General features: G+C 58.5%; 15 protein-coding genes and 2 tRNA genes. 11 read left to right on the top strand and 6 right to left on the bottom strand.

All coding sequences use genetic code 11. The features are described from left to right. Positions 1–191, top strand: a 191-nt coding sequence (locus tag H567_RS29380; protein ID WP_208598402.1) for a hypothetical protein, incomplete at its 5' end; no start/stop codon positions are given. A gap of 369 nt (positions 192–560) precedes the next feature. On the opposite strand, the gene H567_RS0115905 is transcribed toward H567_RS29380, so the two are convergent. The 3 genes from H567_RS0115905 to H567_RS0115895 all read right to left on the bottom strand — a co-directional run bounded on the left by H567_RS0115905 (position 561) and on the right by H567_RS0115895 (position 3805). Then, on the bottom strand, positions 561–1145 hold the full coding sequence (locus H567_RS0115905; protein ID WP_028322161.1) for a TetR/AcrR family transcriptional regulator: 585 nt from the start codon (positions 1143–1145) through the stop codon (positions 561–563). 163 nt (positions 1146–1308) lie between these two features. Then, a complete protein-coding gene (locus H567_RS0115900) occupies positions 1309–2181 on the bottom strand; it encodes a branched-chain amino acid ABC transporter permease (RefSeq protein ID WP_028322160.1) in 873 nt (290 codons plus the stop codon). A gap of 343 nt (positions 2182–2524) precedes the next feature. Next, positions 2525–3805, bottom strand: a complete 1281-nt coding sequence (locus H567_RS0115895) for an ABC transporter substrate-binding protein (protein WP_208598401.1) — start codon at positions 3803–3805, stop codon at positions 2525–2527. 489 nt (positions 3806–4294) lie between these two features. Here H567_RS0115895 and H567_RS0115885 point away from each other — a divergent pair, with 489 nt between their 5' ends. Next, positions 4295–5128 carry an SAM hydrolase/SAM-dependent halogenase family protein gene (locus H567_RS0115885; protein ID WP_051185023.1) on the top strand — a complete coding sequence of 278 codons (834 nt, stop codon included), beginning with the start codon at positions 4295–4297 and terminating at the stop codon, positions 5126–5128. 25 nt (positions 5129–5153) lie between these two features. Here H567_RS0115885 and H567_RS0115880 read toward each other — a convergent pair whose 3' ends face one another. Further along, positions 5154–5477 (bottom strand): HNH endonuclease, encoded by a 324-nt coding sequence (locus H567_RS0115880; protein ID WP_051185021.1) that lies wholly within the window; start codon positions 5475–5477, stop codon positions 5154–5156. Between the two features lie 321 nt (positions 5478–5798). Between H567_RS0115880 and tadA the strand changes: the two genes are divergently transcribed. The 7 genes from tadA (at position 5799) to H567_RS0115845 (ending at position 10743) form a co-directional block, all read left to right on the top strand. Continuing rightward, a complete protein-coding gene (tadA, locus tag H567_RS0115875; protein WP_028322155.1) occupies positions 5799–6266 on the top strand; it encodes a tRNA adenosine(34) deaminase TadA in 468 nt (155 codons plus the stop codon). 8 nt (positions 6267–6274) lie between these two features. Continuing rightward, positions 6275–6370: transfer RNA gene (locus H567_RS0115870), tRNA-Ser, on the top strand. Positions 6371–6449: 79 nt separating this feature from the next. Then, positions 6450–6544 (top strand) — tRNA-Ser (locus H567_RS0115865). Positions 6545–6728: 184 nt separating this feature from the next. Continuing rightward, a complete protein-coding gene (gene dnaX, locus H567_RS25370; protein ID WP_051185020.1) occupies positions 6729–8408 on the top strand; it encodes a DNA polymerase III subunit gamma/tau in 1680 nt (559 codons plus the stop codon). Then, complete coding sequence (locus H567_RS0115855; RefSeq protein ID WP_028322154.1) at positions 8405–8734, top strand: YbaB/EbfC family nucleoid-associated protein; 330 nt, start codon at positions 8405–8407, stop codon at positions 8732–8734. Before dnaX ends, H567_RS0115855 begins: the two co-directional genes overlap by 4 nt. A gap of 24 nt (positions 8735–8758) precedes the next feature. Then, the gene (gene recR, locus H567_RS0115850; protein ID WP_028322153.1) at positions 8759–9370 is read left to right on the top strand and encodes a recombination mediator RecR; all 612 of its coding nucleotides are present in this window, start codon (positions 8759–8761) and stop codon (positions 9368–9370) included. Continuing rightward, positions 9367–10743 (top strand): FAD-binding oxidoreductase, encoded by a 1377-nt coding sequence (locus H567_RS0115845; protein WP_028322152.1) that lies wholly within the window; start codon positions 9367–9369, stop codon positions 10741–10743. The genes recR and H567_RS0115845 overlap by 4 nt, the downstream gene beginning before the upstream one ends. 71 nt (positions 10744–10814) lie before the next feature. Here H567_RS0115845 and H567_RS25365 read toward each other — a convergent pair whose 3' ends face one another. After that, the gene (locus tag H567_RS25365; protein ID WP_051185018.1) at positions 10815–11918 is read right to left on the bottom strand and encodes a 6-phosphofructokinase; all 1104 of its coding nucleotides are present in this window, start codon (positions 11916–11918) and stop codon (positions 10815–10817) included. 160 nt (positions 11919–12078) lie between these two features. On the opposite strand from H567_RS25365, the gene H567_RS0115835 reads away from it, so the two are divergent. Together H567_RS0115835 and H567_RS0115825 are read left to right on the top strand one after the other, a co-directional pair. After that, a complete protein-coding gene (locus tag H567_RS0115835; RefSeq protein ID WP_028322151.1) occupies positions 12079–12855 on the top strand; it encodes an undecaprenyl-diphosphate phosphatase in 777 nt (258 codons plus the stop codon). Positions 12856–13123: 268 nt separating this feature from the next. Then, positions 13124–14035 (top strand): DUF368 domain-containing protein, encoded by a 912-nt coding sequence (locus H567_RS0115825; RefSeq protein ID WP_208598400.1) that lies wholly within the window; start codon positions 13124–13126, stop codon positions 14033–14035. Here H567_RS0115825 and H567_RS0115820 read toward each other — a convergent pair. Beyond that, a complete protein-coding gene (locus H567_RS0115820; RefSeq protein WP_028322149.1) occupies positions 14032–16284 on the bottom strand; it encodes an LPS-assembly protein LptD in 2253 nt (750 codons plus the stop codon). The genes H567_RS0115825 and H567_RS0115820 overlap by 4 nt on opposite strands. Positions 16285–16307 lie beyond the last annotated feature (23 nt).

Genomic DNA, 16307 nt, shown 5'->3' with positions numbered 1-16307 from the left:
ACAATCCAGGATGGGAGGCCTGGAGACTACGCAACCGAATTTGGTTCATGAAACGCCTTGCGTTTACGGCCTGCACGATCGGATCTATGGATCGCATCGAAAAAGCCGGCGCATTTTCGCCTTTACATGGTGGTTATGCAAAAATATTACGGACGTTAACTTGTATCTATCCGGAAATGATTTCCCGGTAGAACCCGGTTTCCAATCCGGAAATGAGGATATTTCTTCACACCCTTCGGGTGCTCAGTCCCACCGCTTCGCGGCGGGTCCCGGTTTCTTCACACCCTTCGGGTGCTCAGTCCCACCCCTGCGGGGCGGGTCCCGGTTTGGCCAATATCAAGGAAATCAATCGATTACGCGGAGGCGACCTGCAGGTCGCCGCACAAGCAAACGTGCAGATCGAGGCCGAGATTGGCCAAAAAGACCATTTCCGGATGACCTAACTTATCTTTGCCGCATGCCAGCCATTCTCCGCAAAAAAGCTTGAAGATTTCAGATCGAGTGTTCAAGAGATTCTTACCTGAAAAGTGCAGGTGTGCCCGTGTTCCTGTAACAGAAGCCTAACGGGTGAAAATGCCCTTGGTAAAGATTTCGACGAACATATCGGCAAGCTCGCCCAACCCGATCGATCCATCGGTATGGTACCATTTGACGGTGTAGTGAACCATGCCGAAGAAAGCGAACGTCGCTACCGTATGATTGATGGGCTTCATTTTTCTTTGTTCAGTCAGTTCGCGCAAGATGCCGTAGAAGAGCTGAACGTAGTGCCTTTCCTTTTGAATCTGGATGGCGCGATGTTCCGGGCTGAGCGAATTGATTTCGTTCAGCAACAGGATCTCCCGATCCTGGTCTCCAGCGAAATACTGGGTGTAGAACCCCAAGACCTGCTTCAGTTTTTCTTCAGCGGGCAGATCCGAGAAACAGATTTTTTCGACGGTTGCGAGGGATTCGTCGACGGCACTGTTGATGAGGCGAAAAAGCATGTCTTCTTTGCTCTTATAGTAATAGTAGAGGGAGGATTGAGTCATGCCGAGCTCGCGGGCGATTTCGCGTATGGAGGTGGAGTGATAGCCCTTGCGAGCAAAAAGACGGGCGATAACCCGATCGAACTCCTTAATTTTTTGAATATTTTTGGGGCGAGACATGGATGCTCCTGTTAATTTTAACGAGTGTTCGTTAAATTATTGGCGTGTAATGGTGCACCTGTCAAGAATTTTTTTCGGCAGAGGAAAGAAAACTTAATTTATTCAGAAATGAAAAGGACTTATGGGAGAAGCACCATGGTCGTGAAGTTCTGCCCCGGGAGGCTCAGATCCTTTCTTCGAGTTCTTTCTGTTTTCCGAAAAGCCCGGAGGGTTTGATGACCAGGACCAGCAGAATCGCCGCCAAGCTCACAATCATGGTCCAGTGGGAACCCACATAAGTGTCGGTGAAGCGCTGGGCGAAGCCTATCAGGAAACTGGCCAGGACCAGACCCCCGTTGCTGCCGAGTCCTCCGATGATGCAGACGGCTAACGCATTGACCAGGACGTCGTAGCCTTCGCCTACCGAGATGCTGCCGAGCGGGATGATGACGAGGGCGGCGAGAGCCGCAAGGCCGGCTCCGAGCGCCACGCTGAGGGTGGCGACCTTGTCGGAGTCGATTCCAAAAGTGAGCGCCGTACGCTCATCCTGGGCGATCCCTCTGAAAGCGAGACCGGTAGCCGTGTGATGGGTGAAAAAATAAAGGAGGACGACCAGCACAATGCTCAAGATGACGATAAAGATCCGCTGAGCGTCGACATAGGTCCCGGCGATGAAAAAACTCCGGTCGGAAAGAACAGGGAGATTATACTCGAAACCGACGAAACCCAGATAGCGGAACACTTCTAGGAGCGCCAGGCCGATGCCGAACGTGGCGATGACTTCCGAAAGGGCCTGTCCCCGCACGCGCATCAGGATGAAACGGTACATCAGAGCGCCTATAAAAAGGTTCAGAACCACGGCCAATCCGGCTGCAATGAGATAGGGCAGGCCGATGAAGTGGATCAGCATCCAGGCGACGAAGGCCGCCAGGATGTACAGGGCCCCGTATGCAAAGTTGGCGACCCCGCTGATACCGAAGGTCAGATTGAACCCGATGGCCATCAAGGCCAGGACAACGCTGTTGATCACCGCATAGAAGACCGTTCCGACAAACATGATGACGCCTTTCTCCGGCAGTTCGCCCGAATCAGCAATAGAATGTTCGACACGACCCGGCGCTTGCTCTGCCGCCTGTGAGCCGCGCTCCTGCAACAACGTTCGAATATATCCGCTTCGAACCGGGCAGAGTGTTTCAGCTCCCGCTATCGTCCGCCGGCTGGTTCGAGGAGCGATCCGCCGCCGGCCCTGCAAACCAAGATAGGATACCCCGGTTTTCTTTGCAGGGCCACCGGCGGAAGGAAGAGGCCGGATGGTCTCCAGGTCGAAAACGGGTCCCTCCCGGAAAATCGATCAGGGACATAACCGGACCGGAGCCGGGACACCGGCTGTTGAAAACACGCTATTTGAGGGACTTGAGGCCTTCCGGCAGCTGTATCCGGCCTTCGGAAATGGCCTCGGGCAGAACGATGACCCGTTTCCCGTCCTCGGTCCACTGGAAGACGGCCGCTATAGCGGCCTCTGATGGATCGTAATCGTAGACGGCCTGATGTCCTTCGTCAAACCGGATCCGACCCATCACACCCTGCCGGTCGGTCTTGGCGATTTCCGCGGCCAGGGTATCGGGATCGAGCGTGCCGGCGCGCTCGATCGCCTCGGCCAGGATATAAACCGATTCATAGGAGGGTGCGGGTCCATGGCCGGCCTCCATCGCTTTTCCCCACCGTTTTTCATAGGCATCGTAATAAGCCTGAGAGGCCGGGACTTTGGGGGATGCGATTGCGCTGCCCAATTCAAAGTTGCAGTTGACGGCCCCCCCAATTTTGGCGTCGAACGTCTTCCAGGCGCCGGGGCCGGCAAGCGGTGAGATGAAACCGGCCATCAGGGCGGGCACACGCATGGTGTGCCACTGCTTGACAAGGATTCCGCTCTGCGGCATATCGAAGATAGGCAGGATGACCTGGGCGCCCTGCGCCCGAATCTTCATCAGGGCCGACGAGAAATCGGACGTACCGGTCGGATAGCTCTCGGAGCCCAGGACTTCCCAGCCCGCCTTCTTGAAATACAGCTCCGTCATCAATTCGGCTGTCTTGCGGGCCCAGGCGACATCCTGATTCATGATATAGACCTTGTTGAAGCCGAATTGCTCGTTGATGAAAGCCATCGTCCCGATCAGGTACTTGACCAGATATTTGGCGTTCAGGCACGTTCTGAAGACATAGCGGTATTTTTCCGGCTCTTGTTTGATCTTCTCTTCGGATGCAGGGGACATGGCAATGGTGCCGATGAGCGGTACCTTGTACTTCGCGAGGATATCCATCCCCGCCATGAGGGCCTCCGAACGGAAGGGACCGACGACCAGGGCTGTCGGTTTCTGGTCGAGGATCATTTTTTCGAGGCCTAAAAGGGCTTCGGGCACGGGTACTCCGGGGGCGGCGTCTCGGATGTCGATCGATTCCACTTTGAGCAGCCTTTTTTCACCGCCGACCTGTACACCGCCTTTCGCGTTGATTTCCTCAGTGGCCATGATGACGGCCTGAAGGGCCTCCTTGCCCTCGACAAAGCCGGTTGAGGTGGGAACGCCGATGACAATGGGCGCCTGTGCCGGGGCCTCCGCAACCAGAAAGAGCGCCAGGACCAGAGACATCCACATCGGGCCGAAGATAAACCTTGTTCCTTTCATCCGTGTCCTCCTTTTCGAGTGATGAGCCGCGCTGAGGCTGACGCCTTCAGATGAACATGGTCAATGAGTTTCCGGGTCGGGTAGTGACTGGGTTGCCTGGGAATCCTTTTTGTCTTACCGGATGCGGCCTCCTTTCCTAAAAGAATGTTATCCAGTGGGAATAATGGACTGTTTACATCATTATTCATCATCCGGAAAGGCTCTTTTTTGCCGGTCGTGGCATCCACGCGCGCGAACAAGATTCTCATTTCCGGATTGAAAATTAGGCCGCGGTGAATGAACATTTTCGAAAGTCACTATATAATGCAAAGTGGTCTCGAGATCAACGGTTTCGTTTTCGTCTTTCAAGGTTCTTTTCGCCACCAGGCCTCCGGCTGATCGGTTTAACGTTTAGGGGGCGGGTCCCCGTGTTTTCACACCCTCAGCCCGCCCGGCGTCATCTCCGCGGGGGCATGGAATGGTAACCACTTTCTGTAGGGAGCGGCCATCGTGGAAACTTCCGGCATCATTACCCTGACGACCGATTTCGGGTGCGAAGATGTCTACGTAGCGGTCATGAAAGGGGTCATCCTCGGAATTCACCCGGGGGCGAAGCTTGTGGACATTACCCATGGAATCCGCCCGGGTGACATCCGTCAGGGAGCGCGGATCCTGGAGGAGGCAGCTCGGTTTTTCCCCCCGGGCACGATTCACCTCGCCGTGGTGGATCCCGGCGTGGGGGGAGCGCGCAGACCGCTGCTGGTATGCGCCGGCTCCAGCTTTCTCGTGGGGCCCGATAACGGGCTCTTCTGGCCTCTGATCAAGGCGGTTCGGGAGGCGACCGTCATTCACCTGACGTCGCACGCGTACTTTCTCCCCGAAATCAGCAGGACCTTTCACGGGAGGGACATCTTCGCCCCCGTGGCAGGGCATCTGGCTTGTGGGGTCGATCCTCTCGAGTTGGGTACCCTCGTCCAGGACCCGGTTCGGCTCGCGTTGCCGACCGTCAAACGTTCGGAAGATGCCCTAGAGGGAGAGGTCATCCGGGTGGACCGTTTCGGGAATCTCATCACCAACATCCATCATCAGGATATCCGTTCGCTGGGTTGTTTGCCCGAGGCGAAGATCACCGTCGGCGACCATACCATCGAGGGGATCAGGGAAACCTACTCCAGTGTTCCGCGCGGTGGGATGCTCGCTCTTCTGGGCGGTTCAGGTTTTCTGGAGATCGCTGTGAATCAGGGCCGGGCCTCCGCGCTCGGGGGTGGAAATGGGACTTCGGAGGGGGTTCCTGTCCGGGTGAGCCGTCCACACGCGGGTCCTGGGGACGGGATCAGCGGCTGAAAGAGCGGCTTGGGAAAAAAAAGCCTTATTGGGGTGCCGGCTGATTTTTCAGCGATTCCAGGTAGGCGTCCCATTCTATGGGCAGGAAATATCTCTTCTTGTTGTTGCAGTCTTTACAGGCGGCGACGATGTTCCCCTTGCTGCTCTTGCCGCCGCGGCTCAAGGGAACGATATGATCCATGGTGAGGGCCTCCCGACCTACCTGCCGATGACAGTAATGACACACGCCCTTCTGGATCCGATTCTGCCACCACTGGGTTTTCCGGAGGCGCCTGGCCTTCTCTTTTTCCCGCCGGATGTCTTCCGCGGACACGGTTTCATAAAAAGCCTCGATCGTTCGTCCCTCCATCGATAAAGTCCCGGCAACGCCTCTTTCTGCGATGATCGAAGCAGGTTTTCGGCTGCGCTCGGCCGGATAAGGATTGTCCAGGGGGTATCGTCTGAGAATCCATTTTTCTTCGAGTGATCAATATAGATAACTGTTGGTAATTTGTCAATTTTTTTAAATTTTTAAATGGGCTCGCAGCCATGGGGGATGCTGGTCCGCGCGAGATCCTCGGTGACGAGGCTCGGCAGGCAGAGGGGTGGAGGGTCTGGTCGAAGCGCGCAGAGAATCCTGATCGTCATTTCCGGTTGACGGCAAAAAAGCGACTGTGATAGAAATATAAAGATGGGTTTTGACCTCCCCTTTTACATGCATCAGGCTATCGAGGAGGCAAAAACCGGTTTCGACGAAGGCGAGGTGCCCATAGGGGCCTTGCTGGTGAGCAGAGAGGGCGCTGTCCTTGCCCGTGCTCACAATCGGACGGTCGGCCTCAGCGATCCGACGGCCCATGCCGAGATCCTGGCTATCCGTGAGGCCTGCCTGGTTTGCCGCAATTACCGTTTGACAGGTGCCCTTCTTGTCGTGACCGTGGAGCCGTGCCCTATGTGCATGGGAGCTGTCATCCATGCCAGGGTGGCCAGCCTCGTTTACGGCGTCGCCGATCCCAAATGGGGGGCGGTCGATTCGCTTTACGAAATGGCCTCTGATTCCAGGCTGAACCATCGTGTGGATGTGCAAGGGGGCCTGATGGAAACGGAGTGCCGGGCGTTGATGCAGGCCTTTTTCAGGCTGCGGAGGGGTAAGGTCGCCTGAGCCGGTGCGGAGAGGTACCGAAGTGGTCGTAACGGGGTCGACTCGAAATCGACTTGTCCCGTTAATAGCGGGGCACGTGGGTTCGAATCCCACCCTCTCCGCCATTTTTCGCCGGGCAAAGGGTATCATCTGCACTATTCGAGGCTGTTGGCACGCTTCGATCCCGTTCCAGGGTCCCAATCCGGAGAGATGTCCGAGCTGGCCGAAGGAGCGCGACTGGAAATCGCGTGTGCTACCATAAAGTGGCACCGAGGGTTCGAATCCCTCTCTCTCCGCCATTTTTTTGCCGCCCTCTTCCATGGGGGCGCGATCCCTGCCGTTCCCCGCGATCATCTCCGCGCCTTGTTCGAGAGGTCTTGTCTCGACCCGCTCGTGTGCTGCCGGGACGGCGGCGCAGGTTGCCGTATGCCGTTGCGAAGAACGGGCGGCGCTGCTCTTTTGTGTGAATGAACCGGATCGCCTATGTCCTATGAAGTTCTAGCCCGAAAGTGGCGGCCGCAGATTTTTCAGGAGGTCGTGGGTCAGGAGCATGTGACTCAGACCCTGATGAACGCGATCGTAACAGGGCGGCTGGCGCAGGCCTATCTGTTCAGCGGTGCTCGGGGAGTGGGCAAGACCTCGGTGGCACGGATATTCGCCAAGGCGCTCAACTGCCGCGAAGGCGAGCCGGGGGTCCCCTGCAACCGGTGCCGCTCCTGCCTGGAGATCACCGACGGTTCCTCTGTGGACGTGCAGGAAATCGACGGGGCCTCCAACCGTGGCATCGACGAGATCAGGGAATTGAGGGAGAACATCCGCTACATGCCTTCCTCCAGCCCTTACCGCGTCTATATCATCGATGAAGTGCACATGCTCACGCTGCCGGCATTCAACGCTCTCCTCAAAACCCTGGAAGAGCCCCCGCCGCACGTCAAATTCATCTTCGCCACCACTGAACCACACAAGGTTCCGGTGACGATCTTATCGCGGTGCCAGCGCTTCGATTTCAAGCGCATTCCTCTGCCGAAGATCGTGGACCACCTGGCGAATGTGAGCCGGGAGGAAGGGATCTCCATCAGCCCGGAAGCCTTGGCTGTCATTGCGAGGGCAGCCGGCGGCAGCATGCGGGATGGGCAAAGCCTGCTGGATCAGGTCGTCGCGTTTACCGGGCAAGCTGTCGAAGACGCGCGGGTCGTCGATATCCTAGGCGTGGTCGATCGGAGCCTGGTCTTCGAGACGGGCCGGGCCCTGATCGAAGGGGATCCAGGAGCGTGCCTCCGAATCGTCGATGCGGCCTACAACAGCGGCTATGATATCAAGGAATTCTATCGCACCCTCATGGAGCATTTCCGGAACCTGATGGTGAGCCTTGTTTCCTCGGATGAAGGCCTCCTGGAGATGAGTGCGAGCGAGAGGGAGGAGACCCGCGCCCAGGCGAAAAAGGCCGGACAGGACCGGGTTCAAATGATCCTGAACTTCCTGGTCGTGCGGGAAGAGACCCTGCGCTATGCTTCTTCTCCGAGGCTGGTTCTCGAAACTTTGCTGGTCAAGCTGTGCCAGCTTGGGGAATATCTCTCGTTCGAAGGGATCATCCAGCGCCTGGAGGCTTTGGAAAAGGGACTGCCGGAAGGAGCAGGCACGGCGCACGATGTTTCCGCGCCGGTCAACCAGCCTGTTCGAACGGCCAAGGATTTGAGCGGGGTGGAAAACGCCCTCGTCGGAGAAACCAAGACGGCCGGGATGGAAGCCTGGCCGCAGTTTCTGAGGTTCCTTTCCGGCAGGAACCGGCCGATGGGAAACATCCTGAAGGATTGGACCTGCCGCTCCATCGGCGAGCATGAGGTCGAGCTGGTCAAAAGCAGGCAGCCGTTCACGGCGTCTTATTTCGAGGATGCCGATCACGTAGGGCAGCTGTCCGACCATATGGAGGCGTTTTTCAGGCGCCGCCTGAAAATCCGGATCATCGATTCCCCGGACCGGGTGCTCAAACCGGATTCCCCTCCTCCGCGATCGGAATCTTCGAGCCGGAAGCGATATGCCCATGTCTCCCCGCCGGTCCAGGATATCCTCAACATTTTCGAAGGGCGGATCGAGGGCGATGTCACGACAGCGGCGGATGCGGGGGGCGTGGAGCCGGAAACAGAAGAGGAGGACAAGACATGAAAGGAATTCCCAATATGGGCCAACTCATGAAGCAGGCCCAGCAGTTTCAGGCCAAGATGGCCAAGATGCAGGAAGAACTCGGCGACAAAACGGTCGAGGCCTCGGCCGGTGGCGGAATGGTGACCGTGACGGCCAACGGCCGCCAGGAACTGGTTTCCGTCAGGATCGATCGGGAGGTCGTTGATCCGGACGACATCGAGATGCTGCAGGATCTCGTTCTGGCCGCTGTCAACGACGCCCTGACGCAGGCGAAGAACATGGTCAACGAAGAGATGGGGAAATTGACCAAAGGGCTGAACATGCCCGGCCTTCCGGGTCTGTTCTGACGCGGCCATTCAGGATTGAACGAGATGGGCATCTACCCTGCACCCCTTGAAAGACTGATCGAACATTTCACGCGGCTACCTGGTATCGGCCAGAAATCCGCCACCCGGATGGCCCTCTACATCCTGCGCAGCCCGAGGGCCTTGGCGGAAGAGCTCGCCCGGAGCCTGATGGACGTGAAGGAGAAGATTCGCTTTTGCTCGATATGCTGCAATCTGACCGATCAGGACCCCTGCCTCATCTGCAGCAGCCCGAATCGTCATTCGGAGACGGTTTGCGTCGTGGAGACCCCCGGCGATCAGATGGCGCTCGAAGAATCCGGGATTTACAAGGGCCGCTATCATGTCCTGCATGGCGTGCTTGCCCCCCTCGACGGCGTTGGGCCGGAGCAACTGCGGATCGGAGAACTTCTCAGACGCTTCGAACCGGAGGGCATCCGTGAGGTGATTCTCGCCACCAATCCCACCACGGAAGGTGAAGCTACGGCATCCTACCTCGGAAAAGTCATTGCGCAGAAAAATCCAGGCGTCAGGATCAGCCGCATATCCCTGGGGGTTCCCATGGGAGGGGACCTGAAATATATGGACCGGATGACCCTGCAGCATGCCTTGAAAAGCCGGGTTTCCATCGGATCATGATTTCCCCCCGTTCCATAGAGACCCTCAGGAACATCGTCGGCCCGGAACATCTCAGACTCGATCCATCGGATTTCGAGGCCTACGCGACCGATGGGACCAAGCTTCGTTTTATGCCGGATGCCGTCATCTTTCCAGGAGACACTCAGGAAGTCTCAGCCATTCTGATCCAGGCCGATCAGGAAAGATTCCCGGTCATCCCCCGTGGAGCGGGCACCGGCATGAGCGGGGGAGCCCTGCCGGTTGCCGGAGGGCTGGTCATGTCGCTGGAACGCTTCGACCGGATCCTGCTGGTCGACGAGGACAATCTGATCGCCAAGGTCGAGCCGGGGGTGATCACGGCCCATCTTCAGGCCGAGGTCGAAAAGTGCGGCCTGTTCTATCCACCCGACCCTGCCAGCAGCGATATATCCACCATCGGCGGGAATGTGGCCGAGTGCGCAGGAGGTCTCCGGGCGGTCAAATACGGCGTCACGAGGGACTATATCCTGGGCCTTACCGCGGTTCTCCCTACCGGCGAGATCCTGAAGACCGGAGTCGAAACGATGAAGGGCGTCGTGGGCTATGACCTCACCCGTCTGTTGATCGGCTCGGAAGGCACGCTGGCAGTGGTGACGGAAATCACGGTGCGGCTGATGCCGCGGCCCGAGACGCAGCGGACGATGATCGCTTTCTTCCCGGAGGTGGCCCAGGCGGTCGAGACCGTGGGGCGGATCATTCGGCGCGGGGTCCTTCCTTCCACCCTTGAATTGATGGACAGCCGGAGCATCGCCTGCGTGCGGGACGAAATCGCCCTGGATGTGCCGGCCGGGACAGAGGCATTGCTGTTGATCGAGGTGGACGGAGGCCGGGAAGAGGTGGACCGGGATGCCTTGCGGGTTCGTCAGGTCTGCGAAATGAGCGGCGTTTCAAGGTTTTTGGCGGCGGATGACCGCGCGGGGGCGGAGACGCTCTGGGAAGCGCGCCGCAACCTCTCCCCTTCCCTTTACAAGCTAAGGCCGCACAAGGTGAGCGAAGACATCGTCGTGCCCCGCAGCCGTATGGCCGAACTCGTGAAGTTCCTGGACGCCATGAGCCGGCGCTACGGCTTGCCGATCCCCGCGTTCGGCCACGCCGGGGACGGTAATCTGCACGTCAATATCATGCTGGACAAGACCGATCCCTTGGAGTGTTCGAAGGCGGAGGAGATTGTCAAGGCCCTTTTCCAAAAAGTCATTGCGATGGGCGGAACCCTGTCCGGGGAGCATGGCATCGGGATTACCAAGGCCCCCTATCTCGGGATGGAGATTAGTCCTGCAGGCATTGCGCTGATGCAGCGGATCAAGAAGGCCTTTGATCCGCATGGCATCCTCAATCCCGGCAAGATGATGCCTTGAAAGCGCCCTCTTTTGCAGAGGAAGCGGCAGCGCGAGGGTCAAAAGCTCCTCGTCAAGCGGTTTGGTCGACATTAAAGGATCTTGTCGAGGCTCTTGTAGTCCTTGGTGTTGTAAAATTTCTCGACGTTGACGAGACTGAGGCGTTCCAGGGCTTTTTTAAGCGGAACGCTCGTGATTTCGCCGTGCTTTAAACTCGTCATTCGTCCGAAATCCTCGTTGACGATCATGTCGACCGCAGCGATCCCGAATTTGCGGCCCATCCGGCGGTCGTGCGCCGTCGGCGGCCCCCCCCGCTGAAGATGCCGCAGCGCGACATAGCGCACCTCCATATCGGTCTGCTTCTGAATTTCCTCTGCAATGAAACCGCCGATGCCCCCGAGATACGTATGCCCGAATCCATCCCTCCCACGCTTTTCGTAGATCTCGGCCATGCCCCGCGGCTTGGCGCCTTCCGCTACCAGGACGATGCTGTAGCGCTTGCCGCTCTGGCGTTGCTGTTTGAGGATCTCGATCACCCGTTCCAGGAGGAAGTCATGCTCCGGAATGAGAATCACGGCCGAGCCCGACGCCTCGCCGCCTTCGAGCGCCAGCCAGCCGGCCTTGCGGCCCATGCACTCGACCACGAAGATCCGGCTGTGGGACCCGGCCGTCGTGCGGAGCCGGTCGATGTCGGAGGTGATGGTGTTGAGGGCCGAATCGAAGCCCAGCGTGTATTCGGTCTCGGAGAGGTCGCGGTCGATGGTCTTGGGGATGCCGACGACCTTGAACCCCTGCTTGTACAATTTATACGCCACCCCGAGGTTGTCGAAGCCGCCGATGACGACCAGGGCGTCCAAGCCGAGCTTCTGATAATTCTCCATCAGCACGGCGGATTCGTCCTTCTGGGGATCGAAAGGATTCAGGCGGGTGGTTCCGAGGCGTGTGCCGCCGTAGCGATCCCAGGTTCGCACATTGTCGAGATTGAGAGGCATGATCCACTGCTTGACGCTTTCCGGTTTCTCCGGTTTGATTTCTACCAGGCCTTTCCACCCGTCGATGATACCGACGATGTCGAACATGACACCGCGCCGCGGGACGAGATCCTTATCCAGGGCGGAGTTGACCAGCCAGTGGATGGTGCTGTTGATTCCCGGGCAGTCGCCGCCTGCCGACAAAACGCCCACTTTCATTTTCATTGGAGGCCTCCCGCCAAAAAATGATAAACTGAATATTGAATGGTGGTTTTCAGACAGAAGCATAATGCAAAAACGGCCGGCCTGTCAAGAAATGGCCCCGTGTGCCGCTGAGGCCTCATTGACCGGAATGATTTCATGGGCAAAAGGACGCTGAAGGATTATGGGGTTTTTTGAAGCTGCGCTATTGGGCGTGATCCAGGGGCTGACGGAATTTCTGCCCGTCAGCAGTTCCGGCCACCTGGTCGTTTTTCAGCATCTATTGGGTTTCAGAGAGCCCGAGCTGTTTCTTGACAGCGCGTTGCACGTTGGGACGCTTCTCGCGGTCTGCATCTTTTTCCGTCAGGACCTGAAGGAAATGACCAGGGCCACCCTGCGGCTCAGGATGGACGACCCGCAGACCAGGCTGGTTGCCGCCGTGCTGATCGGCTCGATTCCGACGGCGCTGATCGGCCTGGTCTTCAAAGAGCCCCTCGAGGCCCTTTTCGCGTCTGTGTCAACCGTTGGAATGATGCTGATCATGACCGGCATCGTATTGACCCTGACCGGTTTCGTCTCGAAAGATCATGCCAGATTTTCTTCTGTCCCCTGGTATGCCGCGCTGGCTGTAGGCGTGGCGCAGGGGCTCGCCATTACACCCGGCATCTCGCGTTCCGGGGCGACCATAGCCGCCGGGCTTTTTCTGGGATTGAACCGTGAACTGGCCGGGCGGTATTCGTTCCTGCTGGCCATTCCCGCCATCTTCGGGGCGCTCCTCCTTCAGTTGGGGGCCGAGAATCTGGGAAGCACAGGTTTGCTGCCTGTTGCGGCCGGTTTCTGTACGGCAGCCCTCGTGGGCCTCTTCGCGCTGAAGGTCTTGATGGCGGTGGTGCGCCAGGGCCGCCTGGCCTATTTTGCACCTTACTGTTTTGCGCTCGGGGCCACGATCCTTATTTTTTGAGAGGAGCGGGCTGTAGGCAACGCCAGGGCAGCCGGCGGGTTCATGCACAGCAATGATTCGCTTCCATCTCGAGAAAATGATCCTGCGCAACCTCGCTTCCATTCAGTGGGGCGGATCGCCGGTTTCGGCATGGACCTGAGCCGTGGCCTGTGCGGCGCCATGAAGGCTGCCTTCCGGCAAACGGCCGATTTGAAGGGTCATGCCGCAAGAACATGGTTCTACGATGGAAGCGGGAACGGATTCGGGTGGATTCAGGGAGAGAACTGAAATGGACAACCACAAGAGGCCGGGAGCCTCGTACGGTTCGATGGCGCTTTTGAGGGAGGATGCGCTGCTGGCGCTCAAGGGCGTCTGCATGGGTGCCGCCGATGTGGTTCCGGGCGTTTCCGGCGGGACCATGGCCTTCATTCTCGGGATTTACGAAAGATTGATCCATGCGATTCGTTCCTTTGACGCAGAAGCGCTGAAGATGATTCTCAAGGGGAATTTCAGAGGGGCCGCCGACCATGTCGCCTGGCGCTTTCTTCTGGCCTTGGGGATCGGTATCCTGACTGCGATTTTTTCCCTGGCGCGTCTCCTGAGCTGGCTTCTTCGGGATCATCCGATCTTCATCTGGTCCTTTTTTTTCGGCCTCATCGTGGCGTCCGTCGTGGTCGTCGGCCGCCGGGTCTCGGCATGGCGCCCCCTGTTGTTTGTGACGTTCATTGGAGGGCTCTTAGGCGCCTACTGGCTGGTGGGCCTCGTGCCGGTCGCTCCGCCCGACGCGCCCTGGTATCTTTTCATGAGCGGTGCGGTCGCCATCTGTGCCATGATCCTTCCGGGGATTTCAGGTTCTTTTGTCCTGGTGCTGTTGGGCAAATACCAGACCGTGCTCGATGCCGTCAACGAGCGTGACATGGTGGTCCTTGGTCTGCTGGCCCTGGGTGCCTGCGTCGGGCTCGCTGCGTTTTCGCGTCTTCTCGGTTGGCTGCTCGATCGGTACCATGATGCCATGGTAGCGGTCCTGACAGGTCTGATGCTCGGGTCGCTCCGCAAGGTGTGGCCTTGGAAGGAGGCCGCTGCGCAGATCAACGCGCTTCCTCCTCAGTGGAATGGAGAGGTTCTGGGGGCCTTGCTGCTGATGATGGTGGGGTTTGTGCTCGTTCTGGGGTTGGATCGATTGGCGGTCCGATCGGCCTAGTCGCGGTTGTCTTCGACCCGCGTCCACGAGCTGTGTGCACCGATTTCTCCGAGGCCAAAAAGTTCGATCATGATCCCCACCCGTGAGTCGGCGTCGGTGTTCTCCAGAAAGAGGCTCGTGGCCCAGCATTGGCTTCGATAGCCCACCCAATAACGGCTGGAGATGTTTTCCTTTTCCTCTATGTTTCTCTCGAGGGATGTCCCCGCCCACAGGCCGTAAAAAAGGTTCACGTCCACCAGGAAATTCAGGTCCTGTTGCCCGTCGCGCCGGTACACGTAGTCGAGCCGGTAATAGTCGCGCAGACCGTTGCGCCTGTCGAGGGCCATATCCAACGAAACGGTCGTCGAAACGATTTCCTTGTCGTAATGATCCCACTGGGCATTTCCCCGCAGGTCCACCCTGGGGAGGGGACGCAGGACGAGGTCCGCCTCGAGGGGGGTGAACGGCCGTTCATCGTATGGATCATCGGGGTGACGGGCCTCGCCGATATCGTATCCCTGCGTCAGGTCGAAGGTGGCCCATTGGCGGTAGGAAACCGCTCCTTTTTCGTCTTCCAGGCGGGCATCCAGAAAATTTTCGAGGCTGACTTCGAACACGTTGGCCGGTCGCTCGCGCATGATGTCTTCGAACCAGGGCACGGCCTGCTTTTCTTCCTTCAAGGAGCGGTATCGATAGGCGAAAGAGGGCCTGATCTTGTGCTTCAGCTTCCTGGCCCCCATCCAGTCGATCGGATAGATCCGGTCCAGGTTGGTGGACAACTCGGCTGCCAGTTCGTAGGCCTGATTGGAATTCCGGTCGTTCTCGCCGGTGGATTCGCGCTCGACCCATCGGGCGTTGTAAATGTAGCGCACGGAGGGCTCGAATTCCAGATAACGCCCCGGAAAAAAGGGAAACCGGGCCTCGGGGGCGAGAGACAAACGATGCCCCGTGTCCCCGGCATCCCGCCAGACGTAGGTGTAGTCGGAGCCGAGGGCGGTGAACATGGGGAAGTCGAAATATTTGCGCGGCAGCATATTGAAATAGAGATCCCCCAGCGGTTGCGCGGTCCGATCGGCGGCCAAATTTTCGGGCCGCTGATAGTAGGCGGTTCCACCCTGAAGGCTGTAGCTGCTGCCGTCCCGAGCGAGTCGCACGGCCGAACGGCGCAGGGCCGCGTACCGATCGTCGAGAGGCCGCCCCCAATCGTCTGCAAGATCGGGCCTGGCATCGAAGCCGATCGGACCGTCATCGAATTCCCGCAGGTAGTCCTGATCGCTCACGTAGTCCAGATCCGCTTTTGCCATCATGCCTGCCGGGAGGGCCTGGTCGGCGCGCCCCCTCAGCCAGTAGCGGGTTTCGTTGGTGCGCGGCAGCGGACTGACATCCAGGGAATCGCTGTCGGTCATATTCTTGGGGCTTTCATCGTCGGAGAGGACATCCGCCAGGAAGGTTCCCTTCGAGCGGGGGTCCAGGATGTAGTTGAACTCGACCCCCTGCATATAGCCGCGTTGGCTCAGGTATCGCTGGTAAAAAGTGGCATCGGCCTGATCCGAGATGGCCCAGAAGAAGGGAATTTCGATATCGGCTCCGTTCAGACTCGAGTAGCCGATGCGCGGCGGAAGCAGCCCGGTCTGGCGTTTGGTCTTGGCGGGAAAGATCATGTAGGGAAGATAAAGCACCGGCAGGTCTTTGACGCGGAAGGAGGCGCCTTCGACCGTCCCGTATCCCTCCACGGTGACCTTGACCTTGCTGCCTGTGATGAACCAGGCCGGGTCCGGGCCGTCGCAGGTCGTCAGCCGGGCCTCGTGGATCAGGTAGGTATCCGGGCCGACCTTTTCCATGTGTTTTCCGCTGATGTAGACGTGGTTTTGCTTGAGAAAAAGAACGCCGTTCGTAATGCTCCCGGTCTGGGTCTGCAGGTTGAAAACCGCGTGGTCTCCGGTGAAGGTGTCTCCGCCGCTCCTGAGCCGTACGTTGCCCCAGACCTCGGCGATGCCGGTCCTCTGGTCGTAAAAGGCTTCGTCGGCATAAAGCGACTGGGCCCCTTTGGTGATGATGACGTTGCCTTTGGCCCTGTACTGCTGAGTCCTGTTGTCGTAACCGAGTTCATCTCCGAAGATCTCCCACGGGATGTCCGGCGACACGACCGTATCGACCCGCCTGCCCCACTCCTGGCACCAGCCGGAGGAGGTTCCGGCCGCCATCGTGGACAGGAAAAGACCGGCGGTGAGGAGAATCGCGATGAGCCGGGGTGTGCCGGTATGATGCATGACAAGGTCCTTCGCAGCCTGCC

Source organism: Desulfatiglans anilini DSM 4660, assembly GCF_000422285.1.
In the GTDB taxonomy this organism is placed as follows: domain Bacteria; phylum Desulfobacterota; class DSM-4660; order Desulfatiglandales; family Desulfatiglandaceae; genus Desulfatiglans; species Desulfatiglans anilini.
The sequence above is the reverse complement of the archived record's forward strand: the minus strand, read 5'-3'. Positions and strand labels throughout refer to the sequence as shown.

Excerpts from the sequence above, each read along its gene's own strand:
- H567_RS0115905 (WP_028322161.1), bottom strand. The coding sequence starts at position 1,145 with ATGTCTCGCCCCAAAAATATTCAAAAAATTAAGGAGTTCGATCGGGTT.
- H567_RS0115900 (WP_028322160.1), bottom strand. The coding sequence starts at position 2,181 with ATGTTTGTCGGAACGGTCTTCTATGCGGTGATCAACAGCGTTGTCCTG.
- H567_RS0115895 (WP_208598401.1), bottom strand. The coding sequence starts at position 3,805 with ATGAAAGGAACAAGGTTTATCTTCGGCCCGATGTGGATGTCTCTGGTC.
- H567_RS0115880 (WP_051185021.1), bottom strand. The coding sequence starts at position 5,477 with ATGGAGGGACGAACGATCGAGGCTTTTTATGAAACCGTGTCCGCGGAA.
- tadA (WP_028322155.1), top strand. The coding sequence starts at position 5,799 with ATGGGTTTTGACCTCCCCTTTTACATGCATCAGGCTATCGAGGAGGCA.
- dnaX (WP_051185020.1), top strand. The coding sequence starts at position 6,729 with ATGTCCTATGAAGTTCTAGCCCGAAAGTGGCGGCCGCAGATTTTTCAG.
- H567_RS0115855 (WP_028322154.1), top strand. The coding sequence starts at position 8,405 with ATGAAAGGAATTCCCAATATGGGCCAACTCATGAAGCAGGCCCAGCAG.
- recR (WP_028322153.1), top strand. The coding sequence starts at position 8,759 with ATGGGCATCTACCCTGCACCCCTTGAAAGACTGATCGAACATTTCACG.
- H567_RS0115845 (WP_028322152.1), top strand. The coding sequence starts at position 9,367 with ATGATTTCCCCCCGTTCCATAGAGACCCTCAGGAACATCGTCGGCCCG.
- H567_RS25365 (WP_051185018.1), bottom strand. The coding sequence starts at position 11,918 with ATGAAAATGAAAGTGGGCGTTTTGTCGGCAGGCGGCGACTGCCCGGGA.
- H567_RS0115835 (WP_028322151.1), top strand. The coding sequence starts at position 12,079 with ATGGGGTTTTTTGAAGCTGCGCTATTGGGCGTGATCCAGGGGCTGACG.
- H567_RS0115825 (WP_208598400.1), top strand. The coding sequence starts at position 13,124 with ATGGACAACCACAAGAGGCCGGGAGCCTCGTACGGTTCGATGGCGCTT.
- H567_RS0115820 (WP_028322149.1), bottom strand. The coding sequence starts at position 16,284 with ATGCATCATACCGGCACACCCCGGCTCATCGCGATTCTCCTCACCGCC.